Annotated in this window: 14 protein-coding genes; 8 read left to right on the forward strand and 6 right to left on the reverse strand. The window is 61.5% G+C overall.

Annotated features, from left to right (window positions below):
- Window positions 1–252: 252 nt before the first annotated feature.
- Genes A0W34_RS23775 through A0W34_RS23790 form a run of 4 tightly spaced genes read left to right on the forward strand, consistent with a single transcriptional unit; the run spans window position 253 to window position 3,921 of the window.
- Complete coding sequence (locus A0W34_RS23775; protein ID WP_054187726.1) at window positions 253–900, forward strand: ABC transporter permease; 648 nt, start codon at window positions 253–255, stop codon at window positions 898–900.
- Window positions 897–2,108 carry an ATP-binding cassette domain-containing protein gene (locus tag A0W34_RS23780; protein ID WP_007731456.1) on the forward strand — a complete coding sequence of 404 codons (1,212 nt, stop codon included), beginning with the start codon at window positions 897–899 and terminating at the stop codon, window positions 2,106–2,108. The genes A0W34_RS23775 and A0W34_RS23780 overlap by 4 nt, the downstream gene beginning before the upstream one ends.
- 2 nt (window positions 2,109–2,110) lie before the next feature.
- Complete coding sequence (locus A0W34_RS23785; RefSeq protein ID WP_003939758.1) at window positions 2,111–2,929, forward strand: ABC transporter permease; 819 nt, start codon at window positions 2,111–2,113, stop codon at window positions 2,927–2,929.
- Window positions 2,926–3,921, forward strand: coding sequence for a glycine betaine ABC transporter substrate-binding protein (locus A0W34_RS23790; protein ID WP_003939988.1), 996 nt, complete (start codon window positions 2,926–2,928; stop codon window positions 3,919–3,921). The genes A0W34_RS23785 and A0W34_RS23790 overlap by 4 nt, the downstream gene beginning before the upstream one ends.
- Before the next feature lie 27 nt (window positions 3,922–3,948).
- On the opposite strand, the gene A0W34_RS23795 is transcribed toward A0W34_RS23790, so the two are convergent.
- The 6 genes from A0W34_RS23795 to A0W34_RS23815 all read right to left on the reverse strand — a co-directional run bounded on the left by A0W34_RS23795 (window position 3,949) and on the right by A0W34_RS23815 (window position 9,895).
- Window positions 3,949–4,725, reverse strand: a complete 777-nt coding sequence (locus A0W34_RS23795; RefSeq protein ID WP_030535206.1) for a trans-aconitate 2-methyltransferase — start codon at window positions 4,723–4,725, stop codon at window positions 3,949–3,951.
- Between the two features lie 75 nt (window positions 4,726–4,800).
- Window positions 4,801–5,583: a phosphatidylinositol-specific phospholipase C domain-containing protein gene (locus tag A0W34_RS23800; protein WP_232329911.1), complete on the reverse strand. Its 783-nt coding sequence runs from the start codon at window positions 5,581–5,583 to the stop codon at window positions 4,801–4,803.
- Window positions 5,584–5,591: 8 nt separating this feature from the next.
- A complete protein-coding gene (locus tag A0W34_RS33470; protein ID WP_232329912.1) occupies window positions 5,592–5,837 on the reverse strand; it encodes a hypothetical protein in 246 nt (81 codons plus the stop codon).
- Between the two features lie 67 nt (window positions 5,838–5,904).
- On the reverse strand, window positions 5,905–7,599 hold the full coding sequence (locus A0W34_RS23805; RefSeq protein WP_081558381.1) for a class I adenylate-forming enzyme family protein: 1,695 nt from the start codon (window positions 7,597–7,599) through the stop codon (window positions 5,905–5,907).
- A gap of 42 nt (window positions 7,600–7,641) precedes the next feature.
- Entirely contained in the window at window positions 7,642–8,523 is an 882-nt protein-coding gene (locus A0W34_RS23810; protein ID WP_065455241.1) for an acyl-CoA thioesterase, read from the reverse strand.
- Window positions 8,524–8,533: 10 nt separating this feature from the next.
- Window positions 8,534–9,895: an MFS transporter gene (locus tag A0W34_RS23815; protein ID WP_050793956.1), complete on the reverse strand. Its 1,362-nt coding sequence runs from the start codon at window positions 9,893–9,895 to the stop codon at window positions 8,534–8,536.
- Between the two features lie 299 nt (window positions 9,896–10,194).
- Here A0W34_RS23815 and A0W34_RS23820 point away from each other — a divergent pair, with 299 nt between their 5' ends.
- The 4 genes from A0W34_RS23820 to A0W34_RS23835 all read left to right on the forward strand — a co-directional run bounded on the left by A0W34_RS23820 (window position 10,195) and on the right by A0W34_RS23835 (window position 14,387).
- The gene (locus A0W34_RS23820; protein ID WP_065455240.1) at window positions 10,195–11,361 is read left to right on the forward strand and encodes a thiolase family protein; all 1,167 of its coding nucleotides are present in this window, start codon (window positions 10,195–10,197) and stop codon (window positions 11,359–11,361) included.
- 37 nt (window positions 11,362–11,398) lie between these two features.
- Window positions 11,399–12,931, forward strand: a complete 1,533-nt coding sequence (locus tag A0W34_RS23825) for an acyl-CoA synthetase (RefSeq protein ID WP_081558382.1) — start codon at window positions 11,399–11,401, stop codon at window positions 12,929–12,931.
- 163 nt (window positions 12,932–13,094) lie between these two features.
- Window positions 13,095–13,547 (forward strand): MaoC family dehydratase N-terminal domain-containing protein, encoded by a 453-nt coding sequence (locus A0W34_RS23830; RefSeq protein WP_054827131.1) that lies wholly within the window; start codon window positions 13,095–13,097, stop codon window positions 13,545–13,547.
- A gap of 36 nt (window positions 13,548–13,583) precedes the next feature.
- Window positions 13,584–14,387 carry an SDR family NAD(P)-dependent oxidoreductase gene (locus A0W34_RS23835; RefSeq protein WP_081558383.1) on the forward strand — a complete coding sequence of 268 codons (804 nt, stop codon included), beginning with the start codon at window positions 13,584–13,586 and terminating at the stop codon, window positions 14,385–14,387.
- The last annotated feature ends 7 nt before the right edge of the window (window positions 14,388–14,394 follow it).

Below are 14,394 nucleotides of genomic sequence, written 5' to 3' on the forward strand. Positions count from 1 at the left end.
CCCGCTTTGCCATCTCCAGCGCGTTTCAACTCTGCTCGCAGTGGGTACATACCCGCGTCTCGCAAAATCTCACGTCCAGAACAACATCCGACACGCTGCAATCGGAATTAGTTGCAGTATCTCAGTTTTTGGACGACAGTCGAGGGAAACCCCTCGGCCTACGGAGGCTGTGGGGAAAGCCCTTGTGCGCCGGTCGGTGTCGAGGGAAGACGTTCGAGCGAGCAGAAGTCCGAAGAAAGTGGGTTCGGAAATATGGGCGCGCTATGGGATTTTGTCGTTGCACGACGACAACAGTTGTTGACCGACTCGTACCTTCATGTTTCAGCAGTTATCCAGTCCGTGATCATCGCGACGATCGCCGCCGTGATCATCGGCATTCTCGTCTACCGGAGCCCGGCGGGATCCTCCATCGCTACGGCGTTGGCCAGCACGATCCTGACGGTTCCTTCATTCGCCCTCCTCGGACTGCTCATTCCGATTCTCGGTCTCGGCGTCGCTCCCACGATCACCGCGTTGATCTTGTATGCCCTGCTCCCGATCATTCGGAACACGATCATCGGTCTGGATGCAGTCAACCCGGCGATCACGGACGCAGCCCGCGGTGTCGGAATGAATCGCATGCACGTACTGAGTCGAATCGAGCTACCGATCGCGTGGCCGTCGATCCTCACCGGCATGCGGGTCAGTACACAGATGCTCATGGGCATCCTCGCCATCGCGGCGTACGCCAAAGGCCCTGGTCTGGGAAACCTGATCTTCTCCGGACTCTCGCGTGTCGGTAGCCCGAATGCTGTTCCGCAAGCGCTGGTCGGCACCGTACTGATCGTCATTCTCGCTCTGATTCTCGACGGAATCTACGTCGTCATCGGTCGTCTCACTACTTCGAAGGGGCTGCAATGACTGAAACCATTCCGTCTGACGTATCCACAGATCAGAAGGTATCCGGGGTCGAGATCGTCCTGGAGTCCGTCACCAAGCGGTACCCGGGCCAGAAAGCTGCAGCGGTGGACAATGTTTCGCTGACTGTTCCGGCTGGTGAGATCGTGGTCTTCGTCGGACCTTCGGGTTGCGGCAAGACGACGACGATGCGCATGATCAACCGCCTGATCGAACCTACCTCCGGCAAGATCACCATCGACGGCAAGGACGCGCTGTCGATCGACCCGGACAAGCTCCGCCGTGGCATCGGGTACTCGATCCAGCAGGCAGGCTTGTTCCCGCACTTCACGATTGCGAAGAACGTCGCGACTGTCCCGGGTCTGATCGGTTGGGACAAGAAACGTATCGCAGCGCGCACCGACGAGATGCTCGACCTCGTAGGCCTCGATCCCGATACCTATCGCGACCGCTACCCTCGCCAATTGTCCGGCGGGCAGCAACAGCGTGTGGGCGTGGCGCGGGCGCTGGCTGCCGATCCTCCGGTGCTGTTGATGGACGAACCTTTCGGTGCCGTCGATCCGATCACCCGCGGCCTGCTCCAGGACGAACTGATGCGTCTGCAGTCGGAGTTGGGTAAGACCATCGTCTTCGTCACGCACGATTTCAACGAGGCAGTCAAACTCGGTGACCGTATTGCCGTGCTGGGCAATCAGTCCAGCATCATGCAGTACGACACTCCGGAAGCGATTCTCGCCAATCCCGCAAACGACATGGTCGCCGGATTTGTCGGGGCGGACGCCTCGCTCAAGCAGCTGACCCTGACACGCGTGCGCCAGATCAAACTCAAGCAGTGCCTCACCGCCCGCGAAACCGATTCGGTCGATGATTTGAGAACCGCACTCGCAGCGCGTAAGTGGAAGTGGGCCCTGATTCTCGATCAGCGCGGACGGCCGCTTCGCTGGGTCTCGCCCGGCCACCTCGCCCATGCGTCGACTCTTCGAGGTGTCGGTAACGAGATCGGCGAAGCCGTGTCCATCCAGTCCACCCTGCAGGATGCTTTGGAAGCTCTTCTCGCAGAGAGCAATGCGTCCACCGTGGTCACCGGACGGCGTGGCGAGTACGTCGGTCTCATCACCATCGACACACTGGTCAGCCATCTTTCCGAAATGCGCGAGGAGCATGCGCACGACCACGACGAAGAGCCAGACACCGAGAACGTCGAGGGTTGAACATGACTGCCACGACAGAGGAGCGCGTCTCCGCGCCTGAGATGGAACCGGACGCCCCCGATCTGGGTGCGGCCGAGAACGCCGCCACGCGCCGTGCGGAACGGATGCGACTGTATGTCCAGCCGGTCATCGTCCTGATCCTGGTTGCGGGCGTGTTGATCTGGGCATTCAGCCGAGATCTCAACGCGACGCAGAAGGCGAGCATCAACCTCGACAACATCGTCACTCTGACCTGGCAGCACGTACTGATCACCGCCGCCGTGGTCATCATCGTCGTCGCCATCGCGGTTCCGCTCGGAACCCTGCTGACCAGGCCGAAATTCACCCGCCTGGCACCGTTCTTCGTGGGAATAGCCAACATCGGAGCCGCAGCGCCTGCCATCGGCCTGCTCGTGCTGTTCTATCTCGCGACAAGAACGACCGGCTTCTGGATCGGCGTGTTTCCCATTGCGTTCTATTCGTTGCTTCCGGTGCTGCGCAACACCATCCTCGGCTACCAGCAAGTGGACAAGACCTTGATCGATGCGGGGCGCGGGCAGGGAATGTCTTCGCTCACGGTCCTACGTCAACTCGAGTTCCCGATGGCCGTCCCGTACATCCTTGCAGGACTGCGTACTTCGCTCGTTCTGGCCGTCGGTACCGCGACGCTGTGCTTCCTGGTCAGTGCCGGCGGACTCGGCATTCTGATCGACACCGGATACAAGCTCCGCGACAACGTCACCCTCGTGGTCGGTGCCGTACTGGCGGTGTCGCTGGCCTTGCTGATCGACTGGCTCGGCGCGCTCGCCGAAACTTATCTCGGGCCCAAGGGATTGCGATGACCAAGACTTCGATCACCAGAACGTGGGGCTGGAAACTCGCGGTTGCCACTATCGGCCTCACACTTGTCGCTTCGTGTGGTCTCGAGTCCGGTGGCGCACTGCCCCTGGCCGTCGGCCCCGGCAGCATCGAGCCGGTTCCGGAGCTCGAGGGTGTGAAGATGACCGTCGGCTCCAAGGACTTCACCGAGCAGATCGTGCTCGGGTACGTCATCGAATTCGCGATGGCCGCTGCGGGCGCGGATGTTCGAGACCTCACGAACATCCAGGGCTCGAACAGCACCCGTGACGCACAGTTGAACGGCCAGATCGATCTTGCGTACGAATACACCGGAACCGGCTGGATCAACTACCTCGGCAACGAGACACCGCTTCCCGATTCGCAGGCGCAGTTCGAGGCCGTCCGCGATGCGGACCTTGCTGCGAACGACATGGTGTGGACCGATCCGGCGCCGATGAACAATACGTATGCATTGGCGATGAGCAAGGAGACCGCTGAGAAGACCGGTGTCAAGACCGTTTCCGACTACGCGAAGTTGGTCGAATCCGATCCCGGAGCTGCGGTGACGTGCGTCGAGACCGAGTTCAACGTCCGCCAGGACGGATATCCCGGCCTGGCAGCGAAATACGGTTTCGACGCCTCTCGTGCCCAACGCCAGATCCTGCAGACCGGCATCATCTACCAGGCGACAGCCGATGGCGATCAGTGCAAGTTCGGCGAGGTGTTCACCACCGACGGTCGCATCATCGCACTCGATCTCGTTCTGCTCGACGACGATCTCCAGTTCTTCCCGAAATACAATCCGGCACTGGTAATGAAAAAGGACTTCGCGGAAGCACATCCGCAGGTAGCAGAAGTCATGGCACCGATCTCGGAGCGACTGACCAACGAGGTGATGACCGAACTCAACCGGCAGGTCGACGTCGACGGCAAGGAGCCGGCGGACGTGGCCCGCGACTGGCTGGTCTCGGAAGGCTTTGTCACCGCGCAGTGATCGGCTGACCGCAACCCAGCCGAGTAGTTACCGCTTGCGTCCGACGCAGAACACTCGCCGGAACGGAAAGAGCGTTCCGGCGGCTGTTGCGGGGTAGGCCTCCCGCAGCAGATCGGAATACTGACGCTCGAACTCCGGAGCGTCAGCTTCGCCGAGAACGTCGAGCACGGGCCGTAACCCCGTCCCCCGTACCCATCCGAGCACCGGGTCGGCACCTGCCAGCACGTGTACGTACGTCGTCTCCCAGGCGTCGACGTCGAATCCGTGTTCTTGGAGACGCTGCGCGTACTGAACTGGACTGTCGACGCCTTCCGGGCCGCGTAGGACGCCACCCAGTCGCTCACTCCATTCCGCTGATTCCGCGAGATCTCGCATGAGCGCATGGGACGGAGCATCGAAGTTACCCGGCACCTGCCACGCCAGCCACGATCCGGATTCCAGGGTGTCCGCCCACTGGTCGATCAGCTCGCGATGGCTCGGAACCCACTGCAATGCAGCGTTACTGACGACCACGTCGTAACCGGTGGCGTCGAAGGACATGATGTCCCCCAACTCGACGGTGACGTTTCCCGGTAGGTCTGTAGGGGCCTGCGCGACCATTTCGGGAGACGAGTCGAATCCGGATACCGAGGCGTCCGGCCATCTTTCCCCGAGCATCGCGGTCAGGGTGCCTGATCCGCAGCCGAGGTCGGCTACCCGCGTCGGGTCTTCGGTGGCCACCCGTGACACCAGGTCCACGAACGGGCGTGACCGCTCACCCGAATAGCGGCCGTACACTTCGGGATTCCACGTGACAGTGCGCATGAACCCATCCTGCACCCTGTTCCTGAGAATTGCCGCCCGTCAGATCTCGCTCTTCACGATCCGGCCTTTCGAAAATCACCGACGCGGCACCACGGTGGACAGTACGTTCGGCAACCTCGACCAGTCCGCGGTGATGTAACTTGCGTGCTGCCCGGCCAACAGGTCGAGACGCTCGCTCGCCTCGGTTTCGGTGGCATGGGTTCCGTCGATCTGCGGAGCGACCTTGTGCGCGTCGGTCATGACGAGCAGGTAGCCGCGATCGTGGTACCAACTCGGATCCACGACTCCGGCGGTGTAGTCGAGAGCGTCACCGTCGAAGATCACGAACCACGGACGGATCCCCGGGTCGGTATAGCGGTCGAGACGTGGGTCTCCCGGTGATGCACGGTGAACAGCGGGAAAGGCGGCGCCGAGTTCGACGAGCCCGGCGGAGGACAGATCTCGCAGGTGCGTCGCATACTGCCGGTCCGTCCACTCCGTATCGAGAGGGTTTCCCTCCTCGATCGTTCCCGGTATCAGCTCGAACAGAAATTTCCCGGTCATTTCGGAATTGCTCGGCCATCCACGCTCGGTGACGGCGGCATCCGGGGTGGAGTAGGACTCCCCCATCAAATCGGCCGGCGTGAAAACCGCGTCTCCGAGTGTCCCGAGAATCAGGGCGTCGAGATCCGCGGGCCCACGTCCGTACCCGGCAGTGAACCCGTCCTTGATTTCCAACTTGATCATCACCGGCGGGTGCTCGGGATTGGCCTCGTGCCACGCCCGCATATCTGCCAGGCATCCACGGAATCCCTGATCTCGTAGACCGCTTCGCAACCCGGATGCGTCCTGAGCGCCGACGCAGTTGCTGTCGCTCACCACCGGATTCATGTGCGACACACGCCAGTCCGGACCGCCGCGTTGGTCCACAGGTCCAGCTCGAGCAACGACGCCCCGGAATCCAAAGCGTCGGCGAAGTACGGAAACGTCGCCTTCTCGTAGGAATTGTGGACCCCGACTGACGTGGTCTCGGAAAACGAGCGCACTTGGTTCGTAGTCGTCTCGGCGCCGGCAGAGGGCGCCGAGACGACCGCCACGAACGCACTCATACCGGCTACCAGGATTGCTCGCATGTTCGACACTCTCGCAGAAATCACCCCGCGGCAGGATGGAATCGTCAGAGTTAACTGGACGATCGTCCTAGATTGCGTCGGCGGCGAGACTTTTCCGCAGCTCGTTCTTCTGTATCTTTCCCGTTGCGGTGACGGGTATCCGCTCGACGAACCTGATCGAACGCACCTTCTGGTACGGGGCCACCTTCGCAGCCACGTAGTCCGTCAATTCCCGTTCCAGCAATTGCAAGTCCGACGCAGATTCGGACGCGAAGTCGCGGTTCAATTGAACGAAGGCCGTCACACGCTCGCCGACCACCGGCACCGTTTCGCCGACGACGGCCGCCTGCGCAACAGCGGGGTGCGAACACAGAATCTCTTCGAGCGGCTGCGGATAGACGTTGTAGCCCTTGTAGATGATCATGTCCTTCGACCGCCCCACCAGGAAAAGGTGCCCCGCCTCGTCCAGTCGCCCCATGTCGCCGGTCGCGAGCCAACCACCGCGGAACTGAACCGCAGTCAGTTCCGGCTGATTCTGGTACCCGTCGGTGATCTGCGGCCCGCGAGCCCAGACCTCACCGACCTCGCCGGGCTCGAGGACCGCCGAATTCTCGTCTCGGATCTCGAGTTCGGTGTCGAAGATCGCGACGCCGACGCTGTCCGGCGGCGTCGCGACAAGACTGTTCAAAGGCGCACCGGTCAGGCCCATCGTCGCTTCGCTCAAGCCGTAGCCCTCTGTGACCCAGGCATTGCCGAAAATCGATTGCAGGCTCCGCAGCGAAGTCGTGTCGAACGGGGCTGCACCGGAATTGATCGCACGCACGGAGGACAAATCGTGCGCTCCGATCTTGCTGCTCGCCAACAACGCGTAGTACATCGCGGGCGAGCCGGTGATGTGCGTGACGCCGAGGCGCTCGATGTCTGCCAACATCCGGTCCGGATCGAAGCGCCCGGTGAAGACAACGGTCGAACCGAGCAGTGTGCTGACGTTCTGTCCGACCAAGCCCAGACCGTGAAAGAGTGGCGCCACTGCGATGTTGACGCCTTCGCCCGGGACCAGCGCATGCGGACCCCGATCCGCGGCCGACTGCATTCGAAGCCCACCGAGTTCGTCGAGTTCGGTGAGTAGCCCGGATCGCCAGGACGCCATCTGGATCACATTCGAAACGAGGTTACGATTCAGTACGCGAACAGCTTTGGAGCGTCCGGTCGTACCACCGGTCAGCTGCAGATGAGCGACGAGTTCCGGATCCACGCGGTACGACGCCAACGGTTGCGCTTGCAGTAAATCGTCGAATGCAAGGACTCGCTCCGGCAGAGCCGTTTCAGTCGCCGGCGCTGAGGGTGTCGTGGATACACACACCACTTCATCGACACACTGTGTATCCGCCGCCAGAACGATGCCGACGGATTCGGGATGCGAGATGACCATCCGCGCCTTCACATCATCCAACTGATCGTGGAGACCGGCGGGCGGGAGAGTCGGATTGACCGGCGCCACAGCAGCACCCGCGCACAGCACCCCGTAGTACGCCACGACATACCACAGGTTGTTCTGCATATGGAGCGCCACGACGTCTCCCGGTTGTACTCCCAGTGCACGCAATCCCCCGGCCGCTCGTCGTGCTTGGTCGTGTAACTCGGCGAAGGTTAGTGCAAGATCGCCGTCTTGCAGCGCAATTCGGTCAGGGTAGGCGCGAGCAGCTCCTGCCAGAACTGCGTCGATCCCCACCGTCGGATAGTCGAGGCATCGAGGCATATCGGTCGGCCAGGCGAGCGTCATGAGTAGAACCTCCAGCTGTTCGGTATGGATGGAATGAATCTTCTAGTCGATCCGGCGGACCAGCGACTCTTGAACGACAGTGGCTACCAAATCTCCTTGCCTACTCCAGAAGTGCCCACTCGACAGCCCCCGACCGTCACAGGACGATGGGCTGCTCTGAGAGAAGAGCATCCAGTCGTCAGCACGGAAGGGTCGATGGAACCACACAGCGTGATCGAGGGAAGTCACGATCGCCCTGGATTGACCCTTGAGCATCGAGCGATGCGGTTGGATGTCCAATGACGCTGTCGACGCCAATGTCATGTCAGAGCCGTACGTGAGGGCGCAGACGTGAAGCAACGGATTGTCGGGCAAGGCCTGAGCGGGTTTGAGCCACACCGTCTGCTCTGAAAGTCCCTGTACTGCACGGTGGTCCGATATCCGATCCTGCGGAACGAAGCGCAGGGACATCACTCGCACTGTTGTCGCGGCGTGGTACTCCTCAGGCCGCTCTTGCGCCCAGTGCTCGTACGGATCCGGAAGTTCCTCGGGTGGCGGCACTTCGGGCATCTCCAACTGCCGATCCGCGCCGCCTTCGGGCAGTTTGAAGGAGGCCGACAACGTGAAGATCGGTTCGCCATCTTGTCTCGCAGTGACTCGACGGGAGCGATACGATCGCCCGTCTCGGAGTCGCTCCACCTCGTAGACGATCGGTTTGGTGGGATCGCCCGCGCTGAGGAAATAACCGTGCAGCGAGTGCGCAAGATTCTCTGCTGGAACGGTACTGCCCGCGGCGGTCAGCGCCTGAGCTGCCACCTGCCCGCCGAACGCCCTCCTCGGATGCCCGGCATGGCAGTAGCCGCGAAACTCGTTGCTGCTCAATTCTTCCAAAGTGAGTAGGCTCTCGAAGTCAGGCGATACATGATGATCGAGTACGAAGGTCATCGCGATCGGCCTATCTGGCAGCAACAACGGGAGCGTTGGGGCGCACCAAGTTCTTGTCACGGGCAGGGTCGATGATGACGATGCCGACAACGGCCACGACGAGCGCAACCCCACCGAGGATCTGGAAGGCGGTTGCGTAGCCGTCGCCACCGTCGCCGGCCGCGTCGACGATGCGTCCCATCATGTACGGCGCGATGAAACCACCGAATGCCATGAGCGACAAGAACACCCCGAGTACCCCGGAAATTTGCTTCGGCGGGCACAATTCGCTCACACAGGCATTGAGAAGCGGTAGTACCGGAGTGCATATCGCGTAGCCCAAGGACACCATGAACACAGCCATGACAGGCGTACTGACGAACGGCAGGAAGACCAACATCGTACCGCCGATCAGCATGCCGACCGCAGGAAAGACCACCCGAGCAGCCCGCATGCTGACGCCTTTGGTGATGAGCCTGTCGCTGAGCCACGTGCTGCTCAACATGATCGCAAGGCCGATGAGGCTGGGGATGGAGAACATCGATCCAGCCTGGAGGCGCGAATAACCGAGGCCCAGTTCGAAGTACGACGGCAACCAGGTGAGGACTACCGCTGCCAGTGCATAGGCGGCTGCAATGAGCAGAACACCGCCGATGAAGGTGCGGGTGCGGAAGATGTGCAACCAAGGCACAGCCGGCTCAGCGTCAGTCACGGGCGCCGATGCCGTTTCGCGATCCGAGCCGTCAGGGCTCGAGTCGGCATCATCGGCCTTACCCGAGTTGCCAGTTCGTCCGTACGGACCCTCCTTCCACACCGCCAGCCACAGCGCAGCCCACAAGACCCCCGCGATCGCCAATGCGACCAGCGCAGAGCGCCAGCCCCAGGTGACCGCGACGTACGCGAGAATGGGCGCGATCGCAATCTTCGCGATCGATGCCGAGCAAGTCAGAACTGCTCCTGGCAGCCCGCGCCGCGCCGGCGCATGCCAGGAGTACGCGGCGGAGAACAGCAGGGGCGAGTTCGGCCCTTCGGCGAAGCCGAGAATCATTCGACTCACCAGCAGGGTCACGAAGCTGGCCGAAAGAATGAGCGGCAACATCGCCACGGACCACAGGACCACCAGCAGGACGAGCGCCCAGCGCAGTCCGAGCCACTTGTCGAGAGCGCCCGAGAACAAGCCACCGAGCGAGAGCATCAGAAAAAAGGCACTACCGGTCAGACCGATGTCGGAGGCGGAGAGTCCCAACTCCTTGGCCAAGGGCTGAGCGATGATGCCGAGGACTGCTTTGTCGGCAAAGTTGATGACATACATGGCGACCAGCACGCTGGTCATCCCCCAGGCCACTGTCCTGGATTCGCCTGCTTCTCCGAGCTTGGCCCGAGGCCGGTTCACCTGCTGTTCGAGTACCACTAAATCTCCTTGAACTGGTAAGGGAAGATTCGCCACGGCTTTGCCTTCGACTCCCGAGACGACCGGGTCGGTGATGGGCATCACATCGTGAACTGAGCAGAATTCAACCACTGAAATCGCTTCCCAGCAAGCAATTCGGTAGATAATGTGAATTTGCCATAACTTGATGAAATGGCAAGTATCCAATCTGGTCGCTATCGATTCCATAGTTAGCGCATATTCACTTACGCACATCCCACACGAAGATGCCGACCTCGAAGTCGGTAACGAAGGAGCACGCCATGAACGACGCCGTCATCGTCGACGCAGTTCGCACACCGGTCGGAAAGCGGAACGGAGGGCTGTCCGGGGTCCACCCGGTCGACCTGTCCGCACATGTCCTTCGCGCCCTCACCGAACGCAACGACCTCGACCCGAGCACAGTCGACGACGTCTTGTGGGGCTGCGTCAGCCAGGTCGGTGAGCAAGCCGGCGGCGTCGGCCGATACGCCGTACTGGCCGCGGGCTGGCCCGAATCGGTCACCGGTGTGACGGTGGATCGGGCATGCGGATCCTCGCAGCAGTCCTTGCATTTCGCTGCGGCCGGAATCATCAGTGGCCACTACGACATCGCCGTCGCCGGCGGCGTCGAAAGCATGAGCCGCGTCCCCATCGGCTCCGCACGCAGCGCCACCCAGTTCGGCAAGCCGTTCGGCCCGCTGGTCCGCCAGCGATACAACGGAGTGGAGTTCAACCAGGGTGTGGGCGCAGAAATGATCGCCGAGAACTTCGGGTTGACCAGAACCCAACTGGATCAGCATGCACTCGACTCTCACGAGCGAGCAGCCGCCGCCATCGACTCGGGCGCCTTCGAGAATCAGATCAGCCCGGTCAAGACGACGGCCGAGGACGGCACGGTATCCGTCGTCGACACCGATGAGGGCGTCCGGCGCGGGTCGACTCTCGCGCGATTGGGCGCACTCCCCACACCGTTCAAGGACGAGGGACGTATCACCGCTGCCAACTCGTCACAGATCTCCGACGGCGCCGCTGCGCTGTTGGTCACCAGTAGCGCATTGGCGGCACGCAGAGGGTGGAAGCCGATCGCCCGAGTCCACACCGTGGCATTAGCAGGCGTCGATCCCATAACCATGGCTACCGGCCCCATCCCGGCCACCGCCAAGGCGCTCGAGCGGGCGGGACTGTCACTGTCCGACATCGGGGCATTCGAGATCAACGAGGCTTTCGCTTCGGTCACTCTGGCTTGGCTGCAGGCGACCGGCGCCGACTATGCCAAGCTCAACCCTCTCGGCGGCGCGATGGCACTCGGTCATCCTCTCGGCGGTTCGGGCGCACGTCTGACGACGACCCTCGTACACCACATGCGCGACAACGGCATTCGGTACGGATTGCAGTCGATGTGCGAGGCTGGCGGTCAGGCCAATGCCATGATCCTGGAACTGATCTGAATCAGGCCACGCGCCCCGGACTCCTTGGAGGAAGCACATGCAACTAACTCAATTCGTTCACCGATCCATGCGAGCAGCCCCGGAAACCCCGATGACAGTGTTCGGAGATCGAGTCCGAAGCTGCCGACAATCGGTCGAACGAATCACGAAGCTGGCGGGCGGAATGCAGGCGATGGGTTTGCAACCCGGCGATCGCGTCGCGATTCTGGCATTGAACTCGGACTGGTACCACGAGGCGCTGATCGCCTGTTGGTGGTCGGGAGCAGTGGCCAGTCCCGTCAATACTCGTTGGAGCCCATCGGAAATCACGTACGCGCTCGAGGATTCCGGCTCGACCTTCCTACTGGTCGACGACAACTTCGCTTCCATCGCGAACGCACTCCGCGAATCGTGCTCGAGTCTGGCAACCGTGATCTACTGCGGCGACGGACGGGTTCCCGAAGGAATGCTCGACTACGAACTGGTGATCTCGGAATCGTCTCCCGTTGCCGATCTACGCGCCGGTGGCGACACCTTGGCACTTCTTCTCTACACCGGCGGCACGACGGGCGTGCCCAAAGGTGTGATGGTCAGCCATCAATCGCTGATAACTTCGGCTCTGGGCACACTCGCCGCGGGAAATGTCGCCGTCAGCGGCGGAGTGAACCTCGCGGTCAACCCTCTGTTCCACATCGCCGGGATAGTCGGATGGTTGGCCCAGTCGTTGATGGGCGGCACTCAGGTCTTCCTGTCGCGATTCAGTCCGGGCGTATTCCTCGAAGCAGTCGACCGCCATCGGCCGACGACTGTCGGCCTGGTCCCGACGATGCTCCAGATGTTGATCTCGCACGAGGACACGACTTCCTACGATCTGACCAGTGTTCGGGTCCTGAGATACGGTGCATCCCCCATTTCTCCGACGCTCCTGCGGCAAGTCATGCACATGTTCCCCAACAGCGCCTTCGCGCAGGGCTACGGGATGACGGAAACCGCCCACATCAGTGTTCTCAGCCCCGCCGACCACCTCGAAGGCGGCGAGTTGCTCCGAAGCGCCGGTCGCATTCTCCCGCACTGCGAAGTTCGGATCGTCGATCCGACCGGAACGGAACTGTCTCCGGGAGAGATTGGCGAAATCGTCACGTTCGGCAGTCACATCATGCTCGGATACTGGAACAAACCGACCGAGACCGCCGAGGTACTACGCGACGGATGGATGCATACAGGCGATGCTGGATACCTCGACGAGCGTGGTTACCTGTTCATCGTCGATCGCATCAAGGACATGATCGTCACCGGCGGCGAGAACGTGTACTCCACCGAGGTCGAAAACGCCTTGGCTCGGCACGAATCCGTGGCAGCGTGCTCTGTCATCGGATTACCCGATTCCCGATGGGGAGAACGCGTGCACGCCGTAGTAGTTCTTCGAGCGGAATCGAACGTCGACGCCGACGCACTGCGCGCACATGTGAAGACCCTCATCGCCGGGTACAAAGTTCCTCGCACCTTCCAGTTTGTCGACGCGTTGCCGGTCAACGGTGCCGGCAAGGTACTCAAACGCGATCTGCGCGCGTTGGCCGCAGCGCCGGAGTAGCCAATCTCCCAGTCAGGCTCGGGAACCATCCATCACTTGCAGGGAATTTTCAAATTCCTTGACAACTGCACATATCTCGGCCAAAGTGAATATGCGCTAACCGCGATTCGAAACTCATTCATCAGCTGGCGGACACTTTCGCCCAGATTCCGAGGAGTTTGTCATGACCAGCCTCGACGCCGGAGTCATCGGCACCCGAATTCCCGAACACTCGGTGGAGGTCGAGCGCGGACGGCTCGCCTTCTTCGCCCGTGCCACCGGTCAGGACGACCCGATCTACACCGATCGGAGCGCCGCCGAGCAGGCCGGACACCGCGACATCCCCGTCCCGCCGACGTTCTTGTTCTGCCTCGACATGGAGCGGCCGAATCCGTCCACGTTCTACGCAGATCTCGGAATCGACATCCGGACGATCCTGCACGGCGAGCAGGAGTTCACCTATCTCCAGACCGCTTACGCAGGTGACACCCTCCATTTCTCCACTGCGGTCACGGATTGCTACGCGAAAAAGGGTGGTGCACTGCAGTTCCTGGTTCGCACCACCGAGGTGTCACGTGACGGAGAAGCGATAGCAACCCTTCGCTCCACCACGGTCATCCGTGATCCCCGAGCTTGAAACACTCATTCAACCTAGACTGCAAGGACATTGAACATGGGCACTCTCGACGGCAAGGTCGCCATCGTATCCGGTTCCGGCCGCGGTATCGGCCGTGACATCGCACTCCGCCTCGCTTCCGAAGGCGCATCCGTAGTGGTCAACGACCTCGATCCCGAACCAGCCCACGAAACGGTCGAAGACATCAAGGCCGCCGGCGGACACGCAATCGCTTACGTCGGATCCGTGACGGACGACGATTTCGCAGAACGTTTTGTCGGCACCGCGATCGATGCATTCGACGGACTGGACATCATTGTCAACAATGCCGGATACACCTGGGACACCGTCATCCAGAAGATGACCGACGAGCAGTGGGACACCATTCTCGACGTCCATCTGAAGGCGCCTTTCCGCATTCTTCGGGCCGCCCAGCCTTACATCAAGGCCAACCCTGCCGACTACCACCGCAAGGTCGTCAACGTCTCTTCGGTGGCCGGCCTCTACGGAAACCCCGGACAGTCCAACTACGCAGCTGCCAAGGCCGGAATCGTCGGTCTGACAAAGACTCTCGCCAAAGAGTGGGGTCGCTACAAGGTCAACGTCAACGCGGTTGCCTACGGGTTCATCCTGACTCGCATGACCGAAGCGGTTGCCGGCGACGATTCGTTTGTCGAGATCGGTGGCCGCAAGATCAAGGCCGGTGTCAGCGCCGCTGTCATGGAACGAGTCAAGACGTCCAACCCGCTCGGCCGTCCAGGTACTCCCACAGAAGCTGCCGGCGCTGTGTACGTGCTCTGCACGCAGGACACCGACTACGTCAGCGGACAGTGCCTGACCGTCGATGCCGGCTCGCGCTAGTCTCCCT

Source organism: Rhodococcus sp. BH4, from assembly GCF_002079265.1.
GTDB lineage: Bacteria > Actinomycetota > Actinomycetes > Mycobacteriales > Mycobacteriaceae > Rhodococcus_F > Rhodococcus_F qingshengii.

Coding starts and splice junctions, on each gene's coding strand:
- A0W34_RS23775 (WP_054187726.1), top strand. CDS start 253: ATGGGCGCGCTATGGGATTTTGTCGTTGCACGACGACAACAGTTGTTG.
- A0W34_RS23780 (WP_007731456.1), top strand. CDS start 897: ATGACTGAAACCATTCCGTCTGACGTATCCACAGATCAGAAGGTATCC.
- A0W34_RS23785 (WP_003939758.1), top strand. CDS start 2,111: ATGACTGCCACGACAGAGGAGCGCGTCTCCGCGCCTGAGATGGAACCG.
- A0W34_RS23790 (WP_003939988.1), top strand. CDS start 2,926: ATGACCAAGACTTCGATCACCAGAACGTGGGGCTGGAAACTCGCGGTT.
- A0W34_RS23795 (WP_030535206.1), bottom strand. CDS start 4,725: ATGCGCACTGTCACGTGGAATCCCGAAGTGTACGGCCGCTATTCGGGT.
- A0W34_RS33470 (WP_232329912.1), bottom strand. CDS start 5,837: ATGCGAGCAATCCTGGTAGCCGGTATGAGTGCGTTCGTGGCGGTCGTC.
- A0W34_RS23805 (WP_081558381.1), bottom strand. CDS start 7,599: ATGACGCTCGCCTGGCCGACCGATATGCCTCGATGCCTCGACTATCCG.
- A0W34_RS23810 (WP_065455241.1), bottom strand. CDS start 8,523: ATGACCTTCGTACTCGATCATCATGTATCGCCTGACTTCGAGAGCCTA.
- A0W34_RS23820 (WP_065455240.1), top strand. CDS start 10,195: ATGAACGACGCCGTCATCGTCGACGCAGTTCGCACACCGGTCGGAAAG.
- A0W34_RS23825 (WP_081558382.1), top strand. CDS start 11,399: ATGCAACTAACTCAATTCGTTCACCGATCCATGCGAGCAGCCCCGGAA.
- A0W34_RS23830 (WP_054827131.1), top strand. CDS start 13,095: ATGACCAGCCTCGACGCCGGAGTCATCGGCACCCGAATTCCCGAACAC.
- A0W34_RS23835 (WP_081558383.1), top strand. CDS start 13,584: ATGGGCACTCTCGACGGCAAGGTCGCCATCGTATCCGGTTCCGGCCGC.